A 17,298-nucleotide genomic window follows, 5' to 3' on the forward strand; every position below is an offset into this window, starting at 1 on the left:
CAATTTAGTGGGGAAATTTGGCGGCTTGATGACAGGGAAAAGTCGCTAACTCTTCTCTTGAGCGGCTAATCCGTCCCCGGTTTGGCCTCGGTCTCGGCCCCGCCCGCCGGCTCGGCAATCACGCGGGCATAACGCTGAAAACTCAGATAAGCCCAGGCCCAGTCCATCAAGACCACCAGGCGGTTGCGGAAGCCGATCAAAAAATAGACGTGCACGAAGAGCCAGAACAACCAGGCGAAATAACCCGAGAACTGGAAGCGCCCCACATCGGCCACCGCCGCCTTGCGGCCTATCGTGGCCAGGGCGCCGTAGTCGATATAACGAAACTTCTGCGCGGACCTGCCTTGCAGGCGGGCCAGGATATTGGCCGCGGCCAGCCGCCCCATCTGCTTGGCCGCCGGGCTGACACCGGGCACGGGCAGCAGGCGGCCGTCCCTCTCATGGCTTTGCGCCGCGGCCAGGTCGCCGATGACGTAGAGCTCGGCATGGCCGGCCACCGAGAGCTCGGCCTCGACGATGACCCGCCCCGCGCGGTCCAGCGGCAGGCCCAGGCTGCGGCCCAGCGGCGAGGCCGCCACGCCGGCGGCCCACACCACGGTGCGCGCCGGAATGTGCCGGGTTTGGCCGTCCTGCTCCACCCGCACGCCCTCGGCGCCGATGTCCACCACCTTGCAGCCGCATTGCACCTGCACGCCCAGGGCCTCCAGCTGCTGGCGGGCCTTGGCGGAGAGTTCGGGCTTGAAGGCCTGCAGAACCCGCTCCGAGCCCTCCAGCAGCAGCACCTGGGCGCTGGCCGGGTCGATGCGGCGGAACTCGTCGCGCAAGGTGTGGCGGGCGATCTCGGCCAGGGTGCCGGCCATCTCCACACCGGTGGGGCCGCCGCCGATGATGATGAAGTTCAACCAGGGCGCGCGCGCCTCGGGCGCCCGTGTTTTTTCGGCCTGCTCGAAAGCCAGCAAGATGCGCGCCCTGAGTTTGAAGGCATCGGCCAGGGTCTTGAGGCCGGGCGCATGCCGGGCCCATTCATCCCGCCCGAAATAACTGTGCGTGGCCCCGCTGGCCAGAATCAGGGCGTCGTAGTCCAGGGCCTGGCCATCGCTGAGGCGGACCCGCCGCGCGGCCTTGTCGATGCCGCTGACCTCGGCCATCAGCACGGTCACATTGCGTTGGCGGCGCAGCATATGGCGTATCGGCGCGGCGATCGAGGGGGCCGACAGGCCGGCCGTGGCCACCTGGTAGAGCAGGGGCTGGAAGAGGTGGTGGTTGCTGCGGTCGATCAGGGTGATGCGGACGCGCGGATGCTTGAGCGAACGGGCCGCCTCCAATCCAGCAAAACCGCAACCAATGATGATGACGTGATGCAGGGCGGCAGGGGCTGGCTCTGTTTGCATGCCAAGCATTGTGCCGGCCCCGCCCTGCCCCGGCGGCGGCATGGCCTATGCATTGATCGAATGGGCTCAGGCCTTGCCGGCATCAGGCGGGAGCAGCTCGCCTACACATAGGGCCGCTGGCGCAGCCATTTGGTGGCGATGTACTTGACCCCGGCAATCACCGGCATGCCCGCGTGCAGGGAGGCCGGGTCTTCCACGCCCTGGCCGTCCACGCTGGCGAAGTACAGCGCGGCACCGCGGCTGGGCCGCACCTCGAAGCCCAGGCTGGGGAAGCGGGTGCCGCCGCCGGCCTCCACCTCGTCCAGATACAGGATGCAGGTCCCCACCCGCTGGCCGCCGCTTTGCAGATGGCGCTGACTGCCGGGCAGGCTGGGGTTGAAGTAGTCGTAGTGGGCGCGGTACTCGCCGCCCACGCCATAACGCAAGACCTGCATGCCTTCACCGCGCTCCACCGGCCAGTGCAGCAGGGCGGCCAGGCGAGCCTCGATGCGGGCCAGCAGCTCGGACTCGCCGCGCTGGAACCAGGCGCCGGCGCTGGTGCGCGCCGCATGCGCGCGGGCCTCGCCCAGCTGCTCGTCCACCACGGTGGAGCGGCTCAGGCGGGTCTCGGCCAGGGCAATCAGCTGCTCGCATTCCTCGGGCTTGAGCATCTGCTCAAACAGCACGATATGCGGATGGTCCAGCACGGCGGCGATATGCACCCGCTGCCCGTCGGCTGCCTGCAGGCTATTGGCCTGCAGCTCGACAAAAGGCCGCAAGCCCGCGCTCTGCGCGGCGCCGGGCAGCAGCGGCGCCTGCTCCTGCGCCCTGGCGGCCAGCCGGGCCAGGGCCGAGGGCTGGGCCTGGCCCGGCCGCTGCGCCGCCTGTGCCTCGGCAATCGCCTGCGCCGCCACCGCGGCGGCATGGCCGCCCTGCAGCAGGAGCTCTTGCAAGGAGGCGGCCGTGCAGCCTCTTGCCACGTTCTCGTGCACCCAGGTTTGCCACTCGGGTTTCAATTGCTGCAATGACATGGCACTCCTGGCTCGGCTTGCGGAATTGCAAGAGCCACTCTACTGAAGAAACGCTGGGCGGCGATGACAGGCAAAAGGCAACAAGCACAATGTCGCCCATGCGCCGCGCCGACCGTCTCTTCCAAATCGTCCAATTGATACGCGGACGCCGCCTCAGCACGGCCGACTTCCTCGGCCAGCGCCTGGCGGTGTCTGCCCGCACCGTCTACCGCGATATCGCGGCCCTGCAGCAACAGGGCGTGCCCATCGAGGGTGAGGCCGGCGTGGGCTACCGCATGCGGGCCGGCTTCGATCTGCCGCCGCTGATGTTCAGCAAGGACGAGGCGCAGGCCCTGGTGGCCGCCGTGCGCCTGGCCCAGCCGCAGCTGGACGCCGTGCTGGCCACGCAGGCGGATGGGGCGCTGTCCAAGATCCTGGCCGTGCTGCCCGCGGCCGAGCGCGCCGCCGCCGAGAGCCTGGCCCTGTTCGCCCCGCTGAGCGGCCTGGGCACCGAGATGCGCGAGCGCCTGGCGCGCCTGCGCGAGGCCATCGAGCAGCGCCAACTGCTGGCGCTGGACTATCTGGATCTGGCGGGTGCGCCCAGCCAGCGCCGGGTGCGGCCGCTGGCCTGCATGTTCTGGGGTTCCTCCTGGACCCTGGCCAGCTGGTGCGAGCTGAGGCAGGATTTCCGCAGCTTCCGGGTCGACCGCATCCAGGGCCTGACGGTGCTGGCGCAGCGCTTCCGCGACGAGCCGGGCAAGACGCTGGCGGATATGCGGCGGGCCTGGGACAACGATCTGTAAAACCTCAAGCGAGCCCTCAAAAAATGACTCTGACCCCAATTCAGGAAGCGGCCTTGCTGGAGCTCTACCCCGCGGTGGCGCAGCTGCCGACGGCTTTGCGGACGGCGGTGCTGGGCGGGCAGGCGGGCTGGATGCGGGCGCCGCAGGGGCTGACGATGTTTGCCGAGGGCCAGGCCTGCCAGGGCTTCCCCATGCTGCTGAGCGGGGAGATCCGGGTGGCGCGGGGCGCGGCCAATGGGCGCTCGCTGGAGCTGTACCGGGTGCAGCCGGGCAATCTCTGCGTGGCCTCCACCGCCAGCCTGTTCGGCCAGCAACAGCTGGCGGCGCAGGGCGTGTGCGTGCAGGACTGCGAGTTCGTGCTGCTGAGCCCGGCCGGCTTTGCGGCCTGGACGGCGGACGCGGGCTTCCGGTCCTATGTCTTCGGCATTTTTTCCGACCGCCTGATCGAGCTGATGGCCCTGACCGAGGCCGTCGCCTTCCAGCGCCTGGACCAGCGCCTGGCCGCCGCCCTGCTGGGCCATGGCCCGGTGCTGCACCTCACGCACCAGGCCCTGGCCGACGAGCTGGGCACGGTGCGCGAGATCGTCACCCGCCTGCTCAAACGCTTCGAGCGCGAGGGCTTGCTGAGCCTGGGCCGGGAGCGCATCGAGCTGCTCGATCCACAAGCCCTGCGGGCACTGGCTATGTGACCGAGGTCACAGACTCGGCGGCCCGGCCCTGCGACATTGATGCCCTCACATCACACGAGGAGCTCCCATGTTCAAAACCAATGTCGGATCCCTGGACCGCGGTGTCCGCATCGTCGCCGGCATCGCCCTGCTGGCCCTGGCCGCCAGCGGCCATATCGGCGCCTGGGGCTGGCTAGGCATCGTGCCGCTGCTGACCGGGGTGTTCCGCTTCTGCCCGGCCTACCTGCCTTTCGGCCTGAGCACCTGCGCGCTCAAGAAGCCTTGAGCAGGCCGGCCTGGCCCAGGCCCAGACCCAAGCGGCTGCTGGGCAGCTCGACCCAGCGGTAGAACGGCAGGGCCGCCAGATTGGACAGGCCCCAGGCGGCCAGCAACATCAGCACGCCCGGGCCGCCACCCGCCATGTCCTGGTGCGCGAACACCGCGTTGACCAGCAGGCAGATGGGGAAGTGCACGAGGAACAAGGCATAGGACTGCGTGCCCAGCTGGACCACCGGACCGGCGCAGAAGCGCGGCAGCAGGGGCTTGCCCAGGCGATGGCGCTGCTGCCACCCAGCCAGAACCAAGGCCGTGGCCAAGGCCAGGGCGATGCGCTCGCGGAACTCCAGCACGAGGGCCAGACTCACCAGTGCCGTCAGCATCAGCAGGCCGGCGCGGCGGTAAGGGCTCAGGCCCAGCCAATGCACCAGGGCTCCCAGGCCGTAGGCGCCGAAGAAGTACGGCGCCCAGACGTCCAGGCCGGCGTCGCGGTTGAAGACAAAGAGCGAAGCCAGACACATCAGCAAGACCAGGCCGGGCGCCAGCACGGCGCGCAGCCCGTGACCGGCCCCGGGCTGCTGGCGCGGCGGCTGCAGGCGGCGCGCCAGCCACAGCAGGCCCAGCAAGAAGGCGAAGAGCTGGAAGTCCATGGCCACATACCAGGCCCCCACGGTCAAGGCCTCATAGCCCAGCACATCGTGCAGGAGCAAGCCATGGCTGAGGAGCTGGGGCAGGCTCACCGTGGCCGGCGTCAGCTCGGGCAGCCAGGGCCGCACCAGCCAGGAGCAGGCCAGGGTCAGGCCCAGGGCCGCCAGAAAAGGCAGGACCAGGCGCAGATAGCGGCGCCACAACAGCTCGGGCAGGCTGCCCCCCAGCAACTGGCCGCGCGGCGCGAGCCCGCGGGCGCTCAGAAAGCCCCCCAGCACCAAAAACAGCTGCACGGCCATGCGGCCCTCGTGGAAAAGATGGTCCATCAGGCGCGGAAACCAGGCCGCCACCGCATCGGCAATGGGGCCGTAGGCCGCCAGATGGTGCAAAACAATCAGTTGCGCGGCCAAGGCCTTCAAGGCATCGACATGCAGCAAACGCGACTTCGGGACCGGGGAACTCATGGGGGAAACAGCGGGGCACAGCCAAAAAAACAAATGCACCGAGCCAGGGGCAGCGGTGCACAAAAGCGGCGGACAAAAAAGCACCGCGATTGTAGGCCGCCGCCTGTGGGCAAGTCCTTGCGCGCGAGCGGCTCGATCGGCAGCGTCGCAAGCCCAGGCCCGGGCCAGGCCGCGAGAGCGGCACTTTGTCACGACAGCTCTATTTGCAAAAAACGATTCAATCACGAAGCGCGCCCGGCCCGCCAATCTGTGCTCCTGAATCTCCCATTTCTGTCGATATGGTTTTATGCTAACTCTCAGAGCTGATGCACCGCTTCGACACCAACAGAGCTTGGTCAGGAGCAAGAAGTAGCACGATTTGGGAGATGGGAGGAAAAGGACTTGGCCTCAGTGCAGCCAAGTCCTGCTGTCGTCGTTCAGCACACCAATTCAGGAGACCTCTCATCATGCGCAGCTTGAAACAAATGTTTCAGTATCTGGTGCTGGCCCTGCTTTTACCGGCCTTGTTTCTGGGCTATTCGCTCTACAAACTGGGCGTTGTCAACGAACAGCTGGCCCAGGTCAATCTGGACCGCTACACCTCCTATCTGCTGGCCGACGAGTTGCGGCAAAGCTCGGACGACCTGACCCGCCTGGCCCGCACCTATGTGGTCAGCGGCAACCCGGAATGGGAAAAACAGTACTTCGAAATCCTTGACATCCGTAATGGCAAGAAGCCACGGCCCAAGCAGTACGAGAAGATCTACTGGGATTTCCGCGCCGTGGGCCAGGACCCCAATCGCGGCAGCGATGCCGCTGTGCCGCTGCAAGACTTGATGAAGCAAGCCGGTTTCACCGAGGCCGAGTTCGCCAAGCTCAAGGAGGCCCAGGGCAATTCCGACGATCTGGTCAACACCGAAACCGTGGCCATGAATCTGGTCAAGGGCCAGCTGGCCGATGGCAAGGGCGGCTTCACGCTGAAGGGCGAGCCCGATCTGGCCAAGGCCCGCGAAATGATGCACGACAAGAACTACCACGCCTTCAAGGCCAAGATCATGAAGCCGGTGGATCAGTTCCTGAGCCTGGTGGACGAGCGCACCGCCGGCGCCGTGGCCCATGCCGTCGAGCAGAAAAACCTCTGGTACCGCCTGCTGGTGGGCAGCATCGTCTTCTTGCTGGTGGTGGCCATCACCTTCCTGGCCGCCATCGTGCGCGTCCTGATGGGGCGCTTTGGTGCCGACCCCCTGGCCGTTCGCCATGCCGTGGAGGCCGTGCGCGCCGGCGACCTGAGCGCCGACATCCCCGTCCGCCTGGGCGACACCAGCAGCGTGATGGCGGCCTTGAGCGGCATGCGCGAGCAACTCTCCAAGGTGGTCAGCGATGTGCGCCAGGGCTCCCATGCCGTGGCGCTGGCCTCCAAGGAGATCGCCCAGGGCAATATGGATCTGTCCAACCGCACCGAGGATCAGGCCAGCGCGCTGGAAAAAACGGCCAGCCATATGAATGAGCTGGGCGCCCAGGTGAAGCAGAACGCCAGCAGCTCCTACCAGGCCAATGAGCTGGCGCAAAACGCCTCCAAGGTCGCCACCCAAGGGGGCGAGGTGGTGGCCCAGGTGGTGGAGACCATGAAGGGCATCAACGACGCCTCGCGCAAGATCTCGGACATCATCGGCGTCATCGACGGCATCGCCTTCCAGACCAATATCCTGGCCCTGAACGCGGCGGTGGAAGCCGCCCGCGCCGGCGAGCAAGGCCGCGGCTTTGCCGTCGTGGCCTCCGAGGTGCGCGCCCTGGCGGGCCGCAGCGCCGAGGCGGCCAAGCAGATCAAATTGCTGATCAGCACCAGCGTCGAGCGGGTCGAGCAAGGCACGCATCTGGTGGATAGCGCCGGCAGCACCATGACCGAGGTGGTCACCGCCATCCAGCGCGTGACGACCATCATGAGCGAGATCAGCACCGCCACCAGCGAGCAGGCCGAGCGGGTGGCCCAGGTCGGCCAGGCCGTCACGCTGATGGACCAGAGCACTCAGCAGAACAGCGCCCTGGTCGAGCAGATGGCCGCCGCGGCCACCAGCCTCAACACCCAGGCCTCGGACCTGGTGCAGGTGGTGGAAGGCTTCAAGCTGAGCAGCCGCTCGTAGGACGGCTCACGCCCCGCCCTACTTGAAGATACGGCCCAGCCAGCCCAGATACCAGTCCAGAAATTTCTGCCAGGCCGATTTGGCCTCGGCAGTGGGCGGCGGGAGCGCTTCGGCAACTGGCGGGTATTGGGCCTGCAAGGCCGTGTTGAAGGCGGCGAAGAAGTCGCTCGCCATCTTCTGCGCCGCCATGTCCACCAGGCGCGAGCCGATCTGGGCGATCTTGCCGCCCACGCTGGCCTGCACCTCGTAGTGCAGCACGGTGGGCGCGGCCTCGGGCGCGGCGGACTCCAGCCGCACATGGGCCAGGCCCTTGCCATGGCCGGCTGCGCCGCCCGAGCCTTCAAACGCAAGCTGGTAACTATTCGGCGCTTGCAGATCGGAGAGCTTGAGCCGGCCCTTGAATTTGGCCTTGACCGGGCCTATCGCCACCGTCAGCAAGGCCTCGTACTCGGGCTCGGCCGGGTTCTCGCCCAGCCGGGTCAGGGACTCGCAGCCGCTGATGGCGGCCTTGAGCATCCCGGTGTCATTCAGCGCCGCCCAGGCCTGGGCCTGGGTGACGGGCAGGGTTTCTTGTCCGCTGAGATTCATGATTACTTTCCGAAGGGCCGCGCCAGCAGCTCGCCGAGCTGCTCCAGGCTGGCCAGATTGTGCACAGGCAGGTGATGCGTGACCTCGGGCAGCAGCGCCCGCACGCCGGCCGCCTTGGGCTCGAAGCCGGCAAAGCGCAGCAAGGGGTTGAGCCAGAGCAGACGGCGGCAGGACAGGCGCAGGCGGCGCGCCTCGAAGCCGAGCTGCCGGCAGTCCGGGTCGCCGTCCTCGCCCTGCTGCAGGCCGTCGCTGACCAGCAGCACCGTCGTCTCGCTGCTCAGCACGCGGCGCGCCCAATGCTGGTTGAACTCGTGCAGGCAGGCGCCGATGCGGGTGCCGCCCGACCAATCCGCCACCGCCGCCGAGACCGCCGCCACGGCCAGATCGGGGTCGCGCTGACGCAGCAAGCGGCTGATGGGCGTGAGCCGGGTGCCGAAGACAAAACTCGTCACCCGGGGTCTTTGACCACTCTGCTGCGATTGCGGGTTGGTCAGGCCGTGGGCGAGGTGCAAAAGCATGCGCGAGTAGCGGCTCATCGAGCCCGAGATATCGGCCAGCAGCAGCAGGGGCGCCGGGCGCTCGCAGCGCTGCCGGCGCTGCAGGGGCGCGGCCTCGCTGCGGCCTTGCGCGCGCAGGCTGGCGCGCCAGTCCGCTGCGCCCCTGCCGGCGCTGCGCCAGCGGCGGGTGGGCCGGGCCACCAGCAAGGGCTGCAGGCGGGCGAGCAGGCGTTTGGCGGCCGCCCATTCCTCGCCCGTCATGGTGTCGAAATCGCGCTGGCGCAGCAACTCGCGCTCGCTCCACGTCAGCGGGGCGTCCAGCTCCAGGCGCTGTTCCGGCGCGGGGGGCTGGCGCTGCGGGGCATGGGGAAATAAGGCGGCAGCCAGACGGCGATTCTCGGGCGGCGGCGGCCTGCCGACGCGGCCTTCGGCACGCGGCAGCAGCAGGGCCATCACCCGCGCCAGCAGCTGCGGGTCTTGCCAGAAGATGTGGAAGGCCTGATCGAACAGGGCGCGGTGCTCGGCCCGGTCCAGCAGGCAGGCGGACAGGGTGGCATGAAAGTCCTGGCGCGATTCCAGCCCCGCCAGCGGTAAGGCCTGCAGCGCCAGGGCCACCCGGTCCGTTCCCACGGCCAGGCCGGCCTCGCGCAGGACGCGGGCGAAGTGCATCACGTTGTCGGCCAGGTAATGAGTCATCAGCGCTGAACTTTGATTTGCGCCAGCAGGCGCGCCGCCTCCGAGCCCTGCACGCGGGCGATATCGTCCTGGTACTTGAGCAAGACGCCCAGGGTGTCGTGCAGCGTGGCGGGGTCCAGCACCAGGGCGTCCAGCTCCAGCAAGGCGCGCGACCACTCGATCGTCTCGGCCACGCCGGGCCGCTTGTAAAGCTCCAGACTGCGCAGGCCCTGGATGAAGGCGACGATCTGGCGCGCCAGGGCCGCGGGCGCGCCGGGCACGCGCAGGCGCAGGATCTCCAGCTCGGCCTGGGCATCGGGGAAGTCCACCCAGTGGTAGAGGCAGCGGCGCTTGACGGCGTCGTTGATCTCCCGCGTGCGGTTGGAGGTGATGATGACGATGGGCGGCTGCAGCGCGCGCACCGGGCCCAGCTCGGGGATGGTGATCTGGAACTCGCTCAAGACCTCCAGCAAAAAGGCCTCGAAGGGCTCGTCGGCGCGGTCCAGCTCGTCGATCAGCAAGACGGGTGCGACGGTATTGGCAGGGTCTATGGCCTGCAGCAAGGCGCGCTTGATCAGAAAGCGGGGGGCGAAAAGGTCGCGGCTCAAGTCCTCCCGCGAGGCGCCCTCGGCCAGCTTGATCTCCAGCATCTGGCGCGCGTAATTCCATTCATAAGCGGCGGCATTCAGGTCCAGGCCTTCGTAGCATTGCAGGCGGATCAGCGGCCGCTGCAGCAGCGTGGCCAGGGTCTTGGCGATCTCGGTCTTGCCGGTGCCGGGCTCGCCTTCCAGAAAAAGCGGGCGCTGCAGACGCAGGGCCAGAAAGACCGCCGCCGCCAGCTCGCGCCGCGCCACATAGCCCAGGGCCTGCAGCGCGGCAACGGTTTCACCGATGCTTTGAGGGAGGCTGGCCACGCTTCAGGAAGCCGCCACCGCGCGACCGGCCAGCACCGGAATCAAGGCCGCCCGATACGCGGCCGAGCCGTGCAAATCATTGTTCAAGCCCTCGGCACTGACACTCACAGCCGCCGTGGCGGCCGCGCTCCAGCTGCCGGCCAGGGCGGCCTCCAGCGCGGCCACGCGGAATACACCCGCGCCCGCGCCGGTGACGGCCACCCGCGCGCCTGACCCCGTCTTGGCGACAAAGACGCCGACGATGGAAAAGCGCGAGGCCGGCTGCTTGAACTTCTGCCAGCCCGCCCGCTCGGGTACCGGGAAGCTGACCGAGGTGATGATCTCGCCGGGCTGCAAGGCCGTCTCGTACAGGCCTTTGAAGAAATCATCGGCGGCGATGCTGCGTCTCTCGGTATGCACGGTGGCACCCAGGGCCAGCACGGCGGCGGGGTAGCAGGCGGCCGGGTCGTTATTGGCCAGGCTGCCGCCCAGGGTGCCGCGGTTGCGCACCTGGCGGTCGCCGATGCGGCCGGCCAGATCCGCCAAGGCGGGAATGGCCTGCTGCACCTCTTTGGAGGCCGCCACCGTGGCATGCGTGGTCATCGCGCCGATGTGCAGCTTGCCGCCTTCGAGACGTATGCCTTTGAGATCGCCCAGGGCGCCGAGGTCGATCAAGGCCTCGGGGGCCGCCAGGCCCAGCTTGATGGCGCCCAGCAGAGATTGGCCGCCCGCAATCAGCTTGACATCGGCGTTAGCGCCCGCGGCCCGGGCCGCCTCGGCCACCGAGGCCGCTTGGGTATAGGTGAAACTCATGGTGCTTGTCTCCCAATTGTTGCGTCAAGCGGCCGGAATTCCGGGCCGAGCGCCGGGCCGCCCCAAGCCGGCCCGCGCTGGCGATGTGCTTGGCGGTCGATCCGCCAAGCATCGCCGTCCCCTCGGGGGACCGGCCAAGGTACTCCTTGGACGAGGGGTTTCATGTTGTCAGCGTGCCGCCTGGATCGCCTGCCACACGGTGTGCGGCGTGGCGGGCATGGCGATGTCTTTCAGCCCCAAGGCATCGCAGATGGCGTTGATGACGGCCGGCGGCGAACCGATGGCCCCGGCCTCGCCGCAGCCCTTGACCCCCAGCGGGTTGTGGCTGCAGGGCGTGCCCTTGGCCGTGCGGATCTGGAAGTTGGGCAGGTCGTCGGCGCGCGGCATGGCGTAGTCCATATAACTGCCCGTGAGCAGCTGGCCGCTGTCCGGGTCGTAGATGCCGTGCTCCAGCAAGGCCTGGCCTATGCCCTGGGCGATGCCGCCCTGCACCTGGCCCTCGACAATCATCGGATTGACGATATTGCCGAAGTCGTCCACCGCGCTGAAGCGGTCCACCCGCACCTGGCCGGTGGCCGGGTCCACCTCGACCTCGCAGACATAGCTGCCGGCGGGGTAGGTGAAGTTTGTGGGGTCGTAGAAGGCGTTCTCGTTCAGGCCGGGCTCCAGCTTGTCCAGCGGGTAGTTGTGCGGCACATAGGCCGTCAGCGAGACGGCGGCAAAGGGCACACTGCGGTCGGTGCCCGCCACCTTGAAGACGCCTTGCTCGAACTCGATATCGGTGTCGGCCGCCTCCAGCAGATGGGCGGCGATCTTCTTGCCCTTGGCGATCACCTTGTCCACCGCCTTGACGATGGCCGTGCCGCCGACCGAGAGCGAGCGGCTGCCATACGTGCCCATGCCGAACAAGACCTTGGCCGTGTCGCCGTGCTGGATGTCCACATCCTCGATGGGGATGCCCAGCTTGGCCGCCACCACCTGGGCAAAGGTCGTCTCATGGCCCTGGCCATGGGAATGCGAGCCGGTGAACACCGTCACCTTGCCGGTGGGGTGGACGCGCACCTCGCCCGCCTCGAACAGGCCGGCCCGCGCGCCCAGGGCGCCGGCGATATTGCTGGGCGCCAGGCCGCAGGCCTCGATATAGGTGGAATAGCCCAGGCCACGCTTCAGTCCCTTGGCCTCGCTGGCGGCACGGCGGGCGGCAAAGCCCTGCACATCGGCCAGTTCCTGCACGGCATCCAGCGTGGCCTCGTAGTCGCCCACGTCATAGGTGAGGCCCACCGGCGTGGCATAGGGGAAGCTGCGGATGAAGTTGCGGCGGCGCAGCTCGGCCGGGTCCATCCCCAGCTCCTTGGCCGCTGTTTCCACCAGGCGCTCCACCACATAGGTCGCCTCGGGCCGGCCGGCGCCGCGATAGGCATCGACCGGCGCGGTATTGGTGAACACGCCCGTCACCTCGGCGTAAATGGCCGGCGTGCTGTACTGGCCGGCCAGCAAGGTGGCGTAGAGGATGGTGGGCACGCTGCTGGCAAAGGTGGACAGATAGGCGCCCAGATTGGCCGTGGTGTGTACACGCAGGGCGAGAAACTTGCCTTGCGCGTCCAGGCCCAGCTCGGCCACAGTGGCGTGGTCGCGGCCATGGGCGTCGCTGAGAAATGCCTCGCTGCGATCGGCCGTCCATTTGATCGGCCGGCCCACCTGCTTGCTGGCCCAGGTCAGCGCCGTTTCTTCGGCGTACAAAAAAATCTTGGAGCCAAAGCCACCGCCCACATCGGGCGCCACCACGCGCAGCTTGTGCTCGGGAATGCCCAGCACAAAGGCGCACATCAGCAGGCGCGCCACATGCGGGTTCTGGCTGGTGGTGTAGAGGGTGTAGCTCTCGTCCGCGGCGTTGTAGCTGGCGTTGGCGGCGCGCGGCTCGATGGCATTGGGGATCAGGCGGTTGTTGCGAAAGGCCAGCCGCGTCACATGGGTCGCCTTGGCCATGGCCGCGTCGGTGCTGGCCTTGTCGCCGCAGCCCCAGGTGTAGCAGACATTGTCGGGCGCTTCCGCATGCACGGCGCTGGCGGCGGCCTGGGCCTTGGCCGTTTCAACGACCGGGGCCAGGTCTTGATAGTCCACCTCGATCAAGGCCGCCGCCGCCTTGGCCTGGGCATAGGTCTCGGCCACGACCAGGGCCACCGTCTCGCCCACATAACGCACCTTGCCATCGGCAAGAATGGGGTGCTTGGGCTCCTTCATCGGCATGCCGTCCAGGCTGTTAATCAGCCAGCCGCAGGGCAGGCCGCCGACGGCGCGGAAATGCTCGCCACTGAAGACGGCCAACACGCCCTCGGCCGCCGCCGCCGCGGCCGTGTCGATGGCGGCGATCTGGGCATGGGCATAGGGCGAGCGCAGAAAGAAGGCATAGCTCTGGCGCGGCAGCACGATGTCATCGGTGTACTGGCCGCGGCCGGTCAGGAAGCGCGCGTCCTCACGGCGGCGCACGCTCTGGCCTATGGGGTTTTGCACGGGCGTGTTCATGGCCGCTCTCCCTTCATGGCGGCGGCGCCGACCTGCACCGCGCGCACGATGTTCTGGTAGCCGGTGCAGCGGCAGATATTGCCCTCCAGCGCCTCGCGCACCTGGGCCTCGGAATGGCAGCCATGCTGCTGCACCAGGTCCACCGCGCTCATCACCATGCCCGGGGTGCAGAAGCCGCATTGCAGGCCATGGCATTCCTTGAAGGCGGCCTGCATGGGGTGCAGCGTGCCGTCGGCAGCGGCCAGGCCCTCGATGGTGGTCAGCGCCCGGCCATCGGCCTGCACGGCCAGCAGGGTGCAGCTCTTCACCGCATGCCCGTCCAGATGCACGGTGCAAGCCCCGCACTGGCCGGTGTCGCAGCCCGTGTGGGTGCCGGTCAGGGCCAGGGTCTCGCGCACAAACTGCACCAAGAGCTGATCGGGCGCAACCTCGCGCGTCACCGGTTTGCCATTCACCTTGAGTGTGACTCTCTGGCTCATCTCGTCTCCTTAGGGTTCCGAAGGCAGCAGCAATCCTCGCGGCTGCACCGTGCCAGCGCCATCCGCCGTTTACCCGCATGTACGGATATACAGCCGAGCCATTCACCCCCGGGTTATCACCAGAGGGCGCGCCGCCGCCCGGGCCTGGCTTAGCATCCCGCCATGGACAATCTCGACTTGAGCGTTTTGCGCCAGGTGGCCGCCTGGCTGAACCAGGACCGGCGCGTGGTGCTGGGCACCATCACCCGCAGCTGGGGCTCGGCGCCAAGGCCGGTGGGCTCGCTGGTGGCCGTGTGCGATGACGGGCAGATCGCCGGCTCGGTGTCCGGCGGCTGCATCGAGGACGATCTGATCGCCCAGGTCCGCGAAGGCGCGCTCAACAGTCTCGCCATGCCCCATTTGCTGCGCTACGGCGTCGGCGCCGAAGAGGCCAAGCGCTTCGGCCTGCCCTGCGGCGGCACGCTGGAGCTGCTGCTGGAACCCTTGAATCCCGCCTCGCAGATCGAAGCCCTGCTGGCCCGCCTGGCCTGCGGCGAACGGGTACAGCGCGTGCTGGACCGCCAGACCGGTGCGGTGCAATTGCTGGCGCCTCAAGCCGGGGCCGATGTGCTGGTCTTGAGCGAGGCCAGGCTGATCACGCAACACGGCCCGCAGTGGCGCCTGCTCATCATCGGCGCAGGCCAGATGACGCATTACCTGGCCGGCATGGCCCTGGGCCTGGACTACCAGGTGCTGGTCTGCGACCCGCGCGAGGAATACGCCCAGGGCTGGGCCCTGCCCGGCGCCCGGCTCAGCCGCGAGATGCCCGACGACGCGGTGACTGCCTTTGCCCCCGATGGCCACAGCGCCATCGTCGCCCTCACCCACGACCCCAAGCTGGACGATCTGGCCCTGCTGGAAGCCCTGCAGAGCCCGGCCTTTTACGTCGGCGCGATTGGCTCCCGTGTGAATCAAGCCAAGCGCAAGGCACGCTTGCAAGAGCACTTCGGCCTCAGTGAAGACCAACTTGCCCGTCTGCATGGGCCGGTGGGCCTGAACATCGGCGCGCGCACGCCACCGGAGATCGCCTTGGCGATCTTGGCGCATATGACGGCGGAGCGGTATGGGGTGAAGCTAACGAGTTCGGCTAGCGGGGTGAGTGGGGAGAGTGGGTGTGTGGTTTAGGCTTGGGCTGCGTTTGCCCAAGCAATGGGCAATAGGGGCCGCGCAGGCGCCACTCTCACGAAAAGAAGTCGTCCTTTCAATTTCAGCCAGGCCCAAGGGTCAGGCAGCTTGGAGGATGCGAAGCTCGACTTGCAGGCCAGCGGCGGCGGCCATATTGACCAAGGCATCCAGGCCAAAGAGATTGATCTTGCCCCGCACCAGGTCGGACACGCGCGGCTGAGTCACGCCGAACAGCTCGGCCGCTTGCGCCTGGCTGATTCCGCTTTGGGCGATGCGATCCTTCAACGCGCTCATGAGTGTCGCGCGCAGCTTCATATTCTCGGCCTGCTGGGGCGTGTCCTCGATGGCGTCCCACACGCTGGCGAATCGTTGTTGGTCGGTCATGGCTTCAACTCCTGCATCAAGTCACGGAAGCGCCGCGCCGCCAAGTCCAAATCTGGTTTGCTGGTCTTCTCGGTCTTCTTCTGGAAGCAGTGCAGGACGTACACGGCATCGGCCAGCTTCGCCACGTAAATCACCCGGAAGGCACCGGCAGCGTCCCGAACACGAATTTCCCGAACGCCTGAGCCCACCGTATTCATCGGCTTCCAGTCGTCTGGATCGCGGCCGCCTTGCACCAAGTCAAGCTGATAGCCCGCCTCGCGTCGGGCATCCAAGGGGAAGGCGCGCAGATCATCCAGGGAACTACCCCGGAACTCGATAGGTTTCGCTCACGCATGAACAATACAAATTCTTGTATGTTGGCGCAAGCGTTTCCCACGGAAAACGGCCTCGCCCGTTCTGGCAAACAAGGAAGTCCTGTACACCCTTGCAAGGTGCAAAAGCTGCAATTGCTTGAGTCAAAATTGGGATGGGTGCACCAGACTTTCCTTGTTCAGATGAATCCGTATGTCCGGGACACTCATGCAAAAGTTGCAATTGAGTCGGCAAAAATTTAGGTGGATGTCCCAGACCTTCAATCAGTCCCCAAGTTGCTGAATTGGGTACAAATTGTGAAATTCACTGATCTAGTCGGACGAGAGTTGCTGTCGCTGAACCTGTTGAGCACAGGCTTACATCCAGCTTGGATGGATAGCCGTTCGCCTCAGATCGCCACATACGCGGCCAACCTGGAGCTAGCAGAAGCAGTGTCAGTGCAGATTCGACCTTGCGAAGTACCGAATCCCAACCAATACCCGGCTCTGGGGATTGAGTTGATCGACTGGACTGAACCGCCGGGAATTCAATGCTGGCCTGGTGCTCCGGCGTTCGCTGTTTCTACTCCGACGGAAGTCGCCCCCCTCCTCCCAGCCACCATTTCGAAAATTCTGCTTTGGGACTCATTGGGTGAAGGACCCGTATCTGCAATTGACCTTCTTCTGAGCACAGGTCCCACGCTGACGCTTCGGCATGTATATCCTCCGATGATGCTCGGGCTCGATATCCATCCTGAAGGGCGTCCGCCATGACTCCCAACTGTTCGCTAAGCGCGAACACACGACAGCAGAATGCCGCGACGCGGCGCTTGGTGAGTTCCGTAAATTTTCAACGCTATGCGCGGGAAGCCCTGCCCGCGCCTAAGCTTTCTACGACACTGCACCGCAACTCCCCATGCACTCACGCCTGAGTCCGGCCCTCCTCCTCAGCCTCGCCCTGAGCCTGCTGCCGCTTCAAGCCTCGGCCCTGGCCTCCATCCGCGACCAAGAGATCGCCGAATGCCGCCCCGGTGAGATCGCCACCTGGGGCGATGGGCGTGACCGGCCCGCCGTGGCGGCCAAGCTGGTGTTTGTGTACGAACATCGCGGCGCACCGGCCTGGATCAGCGAGCTCCTGGTGATGCAGTTGCTGGAACGCGCGGTACAGGCCTGGGCGCCCTGCGGCGTGCCGGCGGTGGTGCTGCGCGGCGTGATGACGCCGGCGCTGATGGCGGCCGAGCCGGGCCATATTCAGGTGCTGTGGGACGAGGCGGCGGCGCGCGGCAGCTTTGCGCTCGCCAATCTGACGCAGCGGCAACTGGCGATCAGCCCGGCCGGCTTTGCGCTGCTGAAGCAGCGCAACCCCAGGCATCCGTTTCAGGAGACTTTGCAGATGGTCATCTCCCACGAGATGGGCCATCTCTACGGCTTGATGGCGCACTCACGCCGCTGCGTGGACGTAACGTCTTACTACCACAACGGCCGCGGCGAAACCTGCTACGCCCGTGACCGCAGCCAGCTCAAGAGCGTCACCGAGTACCGCTCCATGCTGCCCACGGCCTGCGATCTGCAGCGCTGCCGGGCGGCGAATGGCAAGAATGGCAAGGCCGGGCCTTGAGCGGACAAGTGCTTG

At 67.0% G+C, this 17,298-nt stretch carries 17 protein-coding genes; 6 read left to right on the plus strand and 11 right to left on the minus strand.

Features of this window, described 5'->3' with window-relative positions; genetic code table 11:
* Positions 1-65: 65 nt before the first annotated feature.
* Positions 66-1,391, minus strand: coding sequence for an NAD(P)/FAD-dependent oxidoreductase (locus tag HNP55_RS09095; protein WP_246448299.1), 1,326 nt, complete (start codon positions 1,389-1,391; stop codon positions 66-68).
* A 101-nt stretch (positions 1,392-1,492) separates the two neighbouring features.
* On the minus strand, positions 1,493-2,401 hold the full coding sequence (locus HNP55_RS09100) for a 2OG-Fe(II) oxygenase (protein WP_184298429.1): 909 nt from the start codon (positions 2,399-2,401) through the stop codon (positions 1,493-1,495).
* 98 nt (positions 2,402-2,499) lie between these two features.
* Here HNP55_RS09100 and HNP55_RS09105 point away from each other — a divergent pair, with 98 nt between their 5' ends.
* The 3 genes from HNP55_RS09105 to HNP55_RS09115 all read left to right on the plus strand — a co-directional run bounded on the left by HNP55_RS09105 (position 2,500) and on the right by HNP55_RS09115 (position 4,137).
* Positions 2,500-3,183: a helix-turn-helix transcriptional regulator gene (locus HNP55_RS09105; protein ID WP_184298431.1), complete on the plus strand. Its 684-nt coding sequence runs from the start codon at positions 2,500-2,502 to the stop codon at positions 3,181-3,183.
* A gap of 23 nt (positions 3,184-3,206) precedes the next feature.
* Positions 3,207-3,872, plus strand: coding sequence for a Crp/Fnr family transcriptional regulator (locus HNP55_RS09110; RefSeq protein WP_184298433.1), 666 nt, complete (start codon positions 3,207-3,209; stop codon positions 3,870-3,872).
* A gap of 67 nt (positions 3,873-3,939) precedes the next feature.
* Complete coding sequence (locus tag HNP55_RS09115; protein WP_184298435.1) at positions 3,940-4,137, plus strand: DUF2892 domain-containing protein; 198 nt, start codon at positions 3,940-3,942, stop codon at positions 4,135-4,137.
* On the opposite strand, the gene HNP55_RS09120 is transcribed toward HNP55_RS09115, so the two are convergent.
* A complete protein-coding gene (locus HNP55_RS09120) occupies positions 4,124-5,239 on the minus strand; it encodes an acyltransferase family protein (RefSeq protein WP_184298437.1) in 1,116 nt (371 codons plus the stop codon). The two genes, HNP55_RS09115 and HNP55_RS09120, sit on opposite strands and share 14 nt — an antisense overlap.
* A gap of 446 nt (positions 5,240-5,685) precedes the next feature.
* Here HNP55_RS09120 and HNP55_RS09125 point away from each other — a divergent pair, with 446 nt between their 5' ends.
* Positions 5,686-7,359 carry a methyl-accepting chemotaxis protein gene (locus HNP55_RS09125; protein ID WP_184298439.1) on the plus strand — a complete coding sequence of 558 codons (1,674 nt, stop codon included), beginning with the start codon at positions 5,686-5,688 and terminating at the stop codon, positions 7,357-7,359.
* Positions 7,360-7,377: 18 nt separating this feature from the next.
* Here HNP55_RS09125 and HNP55_RS09130 read toward each other — a convergent pair whose 3' ends face one another.
* From HNP55_RS09130 to HNP55_RS09155, 6 genes are all read right to left on the minus strand, one after another.
* Complete coding sequence (locus HNP55_RS09130) at positions 7,378-7,947, minus strand: CoxG family protein (RefSeq protein ID WP_184298441.1); 570 nt, start codon at positions 7,945-7,947, stop codon at positions 7,378-7,380.
* Positions 7,948-7,949: 2 nt separating this feature from the next.
* The gene (locus HNP55_RS09135) at positions 7,950-9,140 is read right to left on the minus strand and encodes a vWA domain-containing protein (protein WP_184298443.1); all 1,191 of its coding nucleotides are present in this window, start codon (positions 9,138-9,140) and stop codon (positions 7,950-7,952) included.
* Complete coding sequence (locus tag HNP55_RS09140; protein WP_184298445.1) at positions 9,140-10,033, minus strand: AAA family ATPase; 894 nt, start codon at positions 10,031-10,033, stop codon at positions 9,140-9,142. Before HNP55_RS09140 ends, HNP55_RS09135 begins: the two co-directional genes overlap by 1 nt.
* 3 nt (positions 10,034-10,036) lie before the next feature.
* Positions 10,037-10,825, minus strand: coding sequence for an FAD binding domain-containing protein (locus HNP55_RS09145; protein ID WP_184298447.1), 789 nt, complete (start codon positions 10,823-10,825; stop codon positions 10,037-10,039).
* 168 nt (positions 10,826-10,993) lie between these two features.
* Positions 10,994-13,348 (minus strand): xanthine dehydrogenase family protein molybdopterin-binding subunit, encoded by a 2,355-nt coding sequence (locus HNP55_RS09150; protein WP_184298449.1) that lies wholly within the window; start codon positions 13,346-13,348, stop codon positions 10,994-10,996.
* Positions 13,345-13,827, minus strand: coding sequence for a (2Fe-2S)-binding protein (locus HNP55_RS09155; protein WP_184298451.1), 483 nt, complete (start codon positions 13,825-13,827; stop codon positions 13,345-13,347). The genes HNP55_RS09150 and HNP55_RS09155 overlap by 4 nt, the downstream gene beginning before the upstream one ends.
* A gap of 162 nt (positions 13,828-13,989) precedes the next feature.
* Here HNP55_RS09155 and HNP55_RS09160 point away from each other — a divergent pair, with 162 nt between their 5' ends.
* Entirely contained in the window at positions 13,990-14,991 is a 1,002-nt protein-coding gene (locus HNP55_RS09160) for an XdhC family protein (protein WP_184298452.1), read from the plus strand.
* Positions 14,992-15,090: 99 nt separating this feature from the next.
* Here HNP55_RS09160 and HNP55_RS09165 read toward each other — a convergent pair whose 3' ends face one another.
* A complete protein-coding gene (locus HNP55_RS09165; RefSeq protein ID WP_184298454.1) occupies positions 15,091-15,375 on the minus strand; it encodes a helix-turn-helix domain-containing protein in 285 nt (94 codons plus the stop codon).
* The gene (locus tag HNP55_RS09170; RefSeq protein WP_184298843.1) at positions 15,372-15,692 is read right to left on the minus strand and encodes a type II toxin-antitoxin system RelE/ParE family toxin; all 321 of its coding nucleotides are present in this window, start codon (positions 15,690-15,692) and stop codon (positions 15,372-15,374) included. The genes HNP55_RS09165 and HNP55_RS09170 overlap by 4 nt, the downstream gene beginning before the upstream one ends.
* 889 nt (positions 15,693-16,581) lie before the next feature.
* Between HNP55_RS09170 and HNP55_RS09175 the strand changes: the two genes are divergently transcribed.
* Positions 16,582-17,283 (plus strand): hypothetical protein, encoded by a 702-nt coding sequence (locus HNP55_RS09175; RefSeq protein WP_184298456.1) that lies wholly within the window; start codon positions 16,582-16,584, stop codon positions 17,281-17,283.
* Positions 17,284-17,298 lie beyond the last annotated feature (15 nt).

It is taken from the genome of Roseateles oligotrophus (genome assembly GCF_014204525.1).
GTDB classification, from domain to species: domain Bacteria; phylum Pseudomonadota; class Gammaproteobacteria; order Burkholderiales; family Burkholderiaceae_C; genus Paucibacter_A; species Paucibacter_A oligotrophus_A.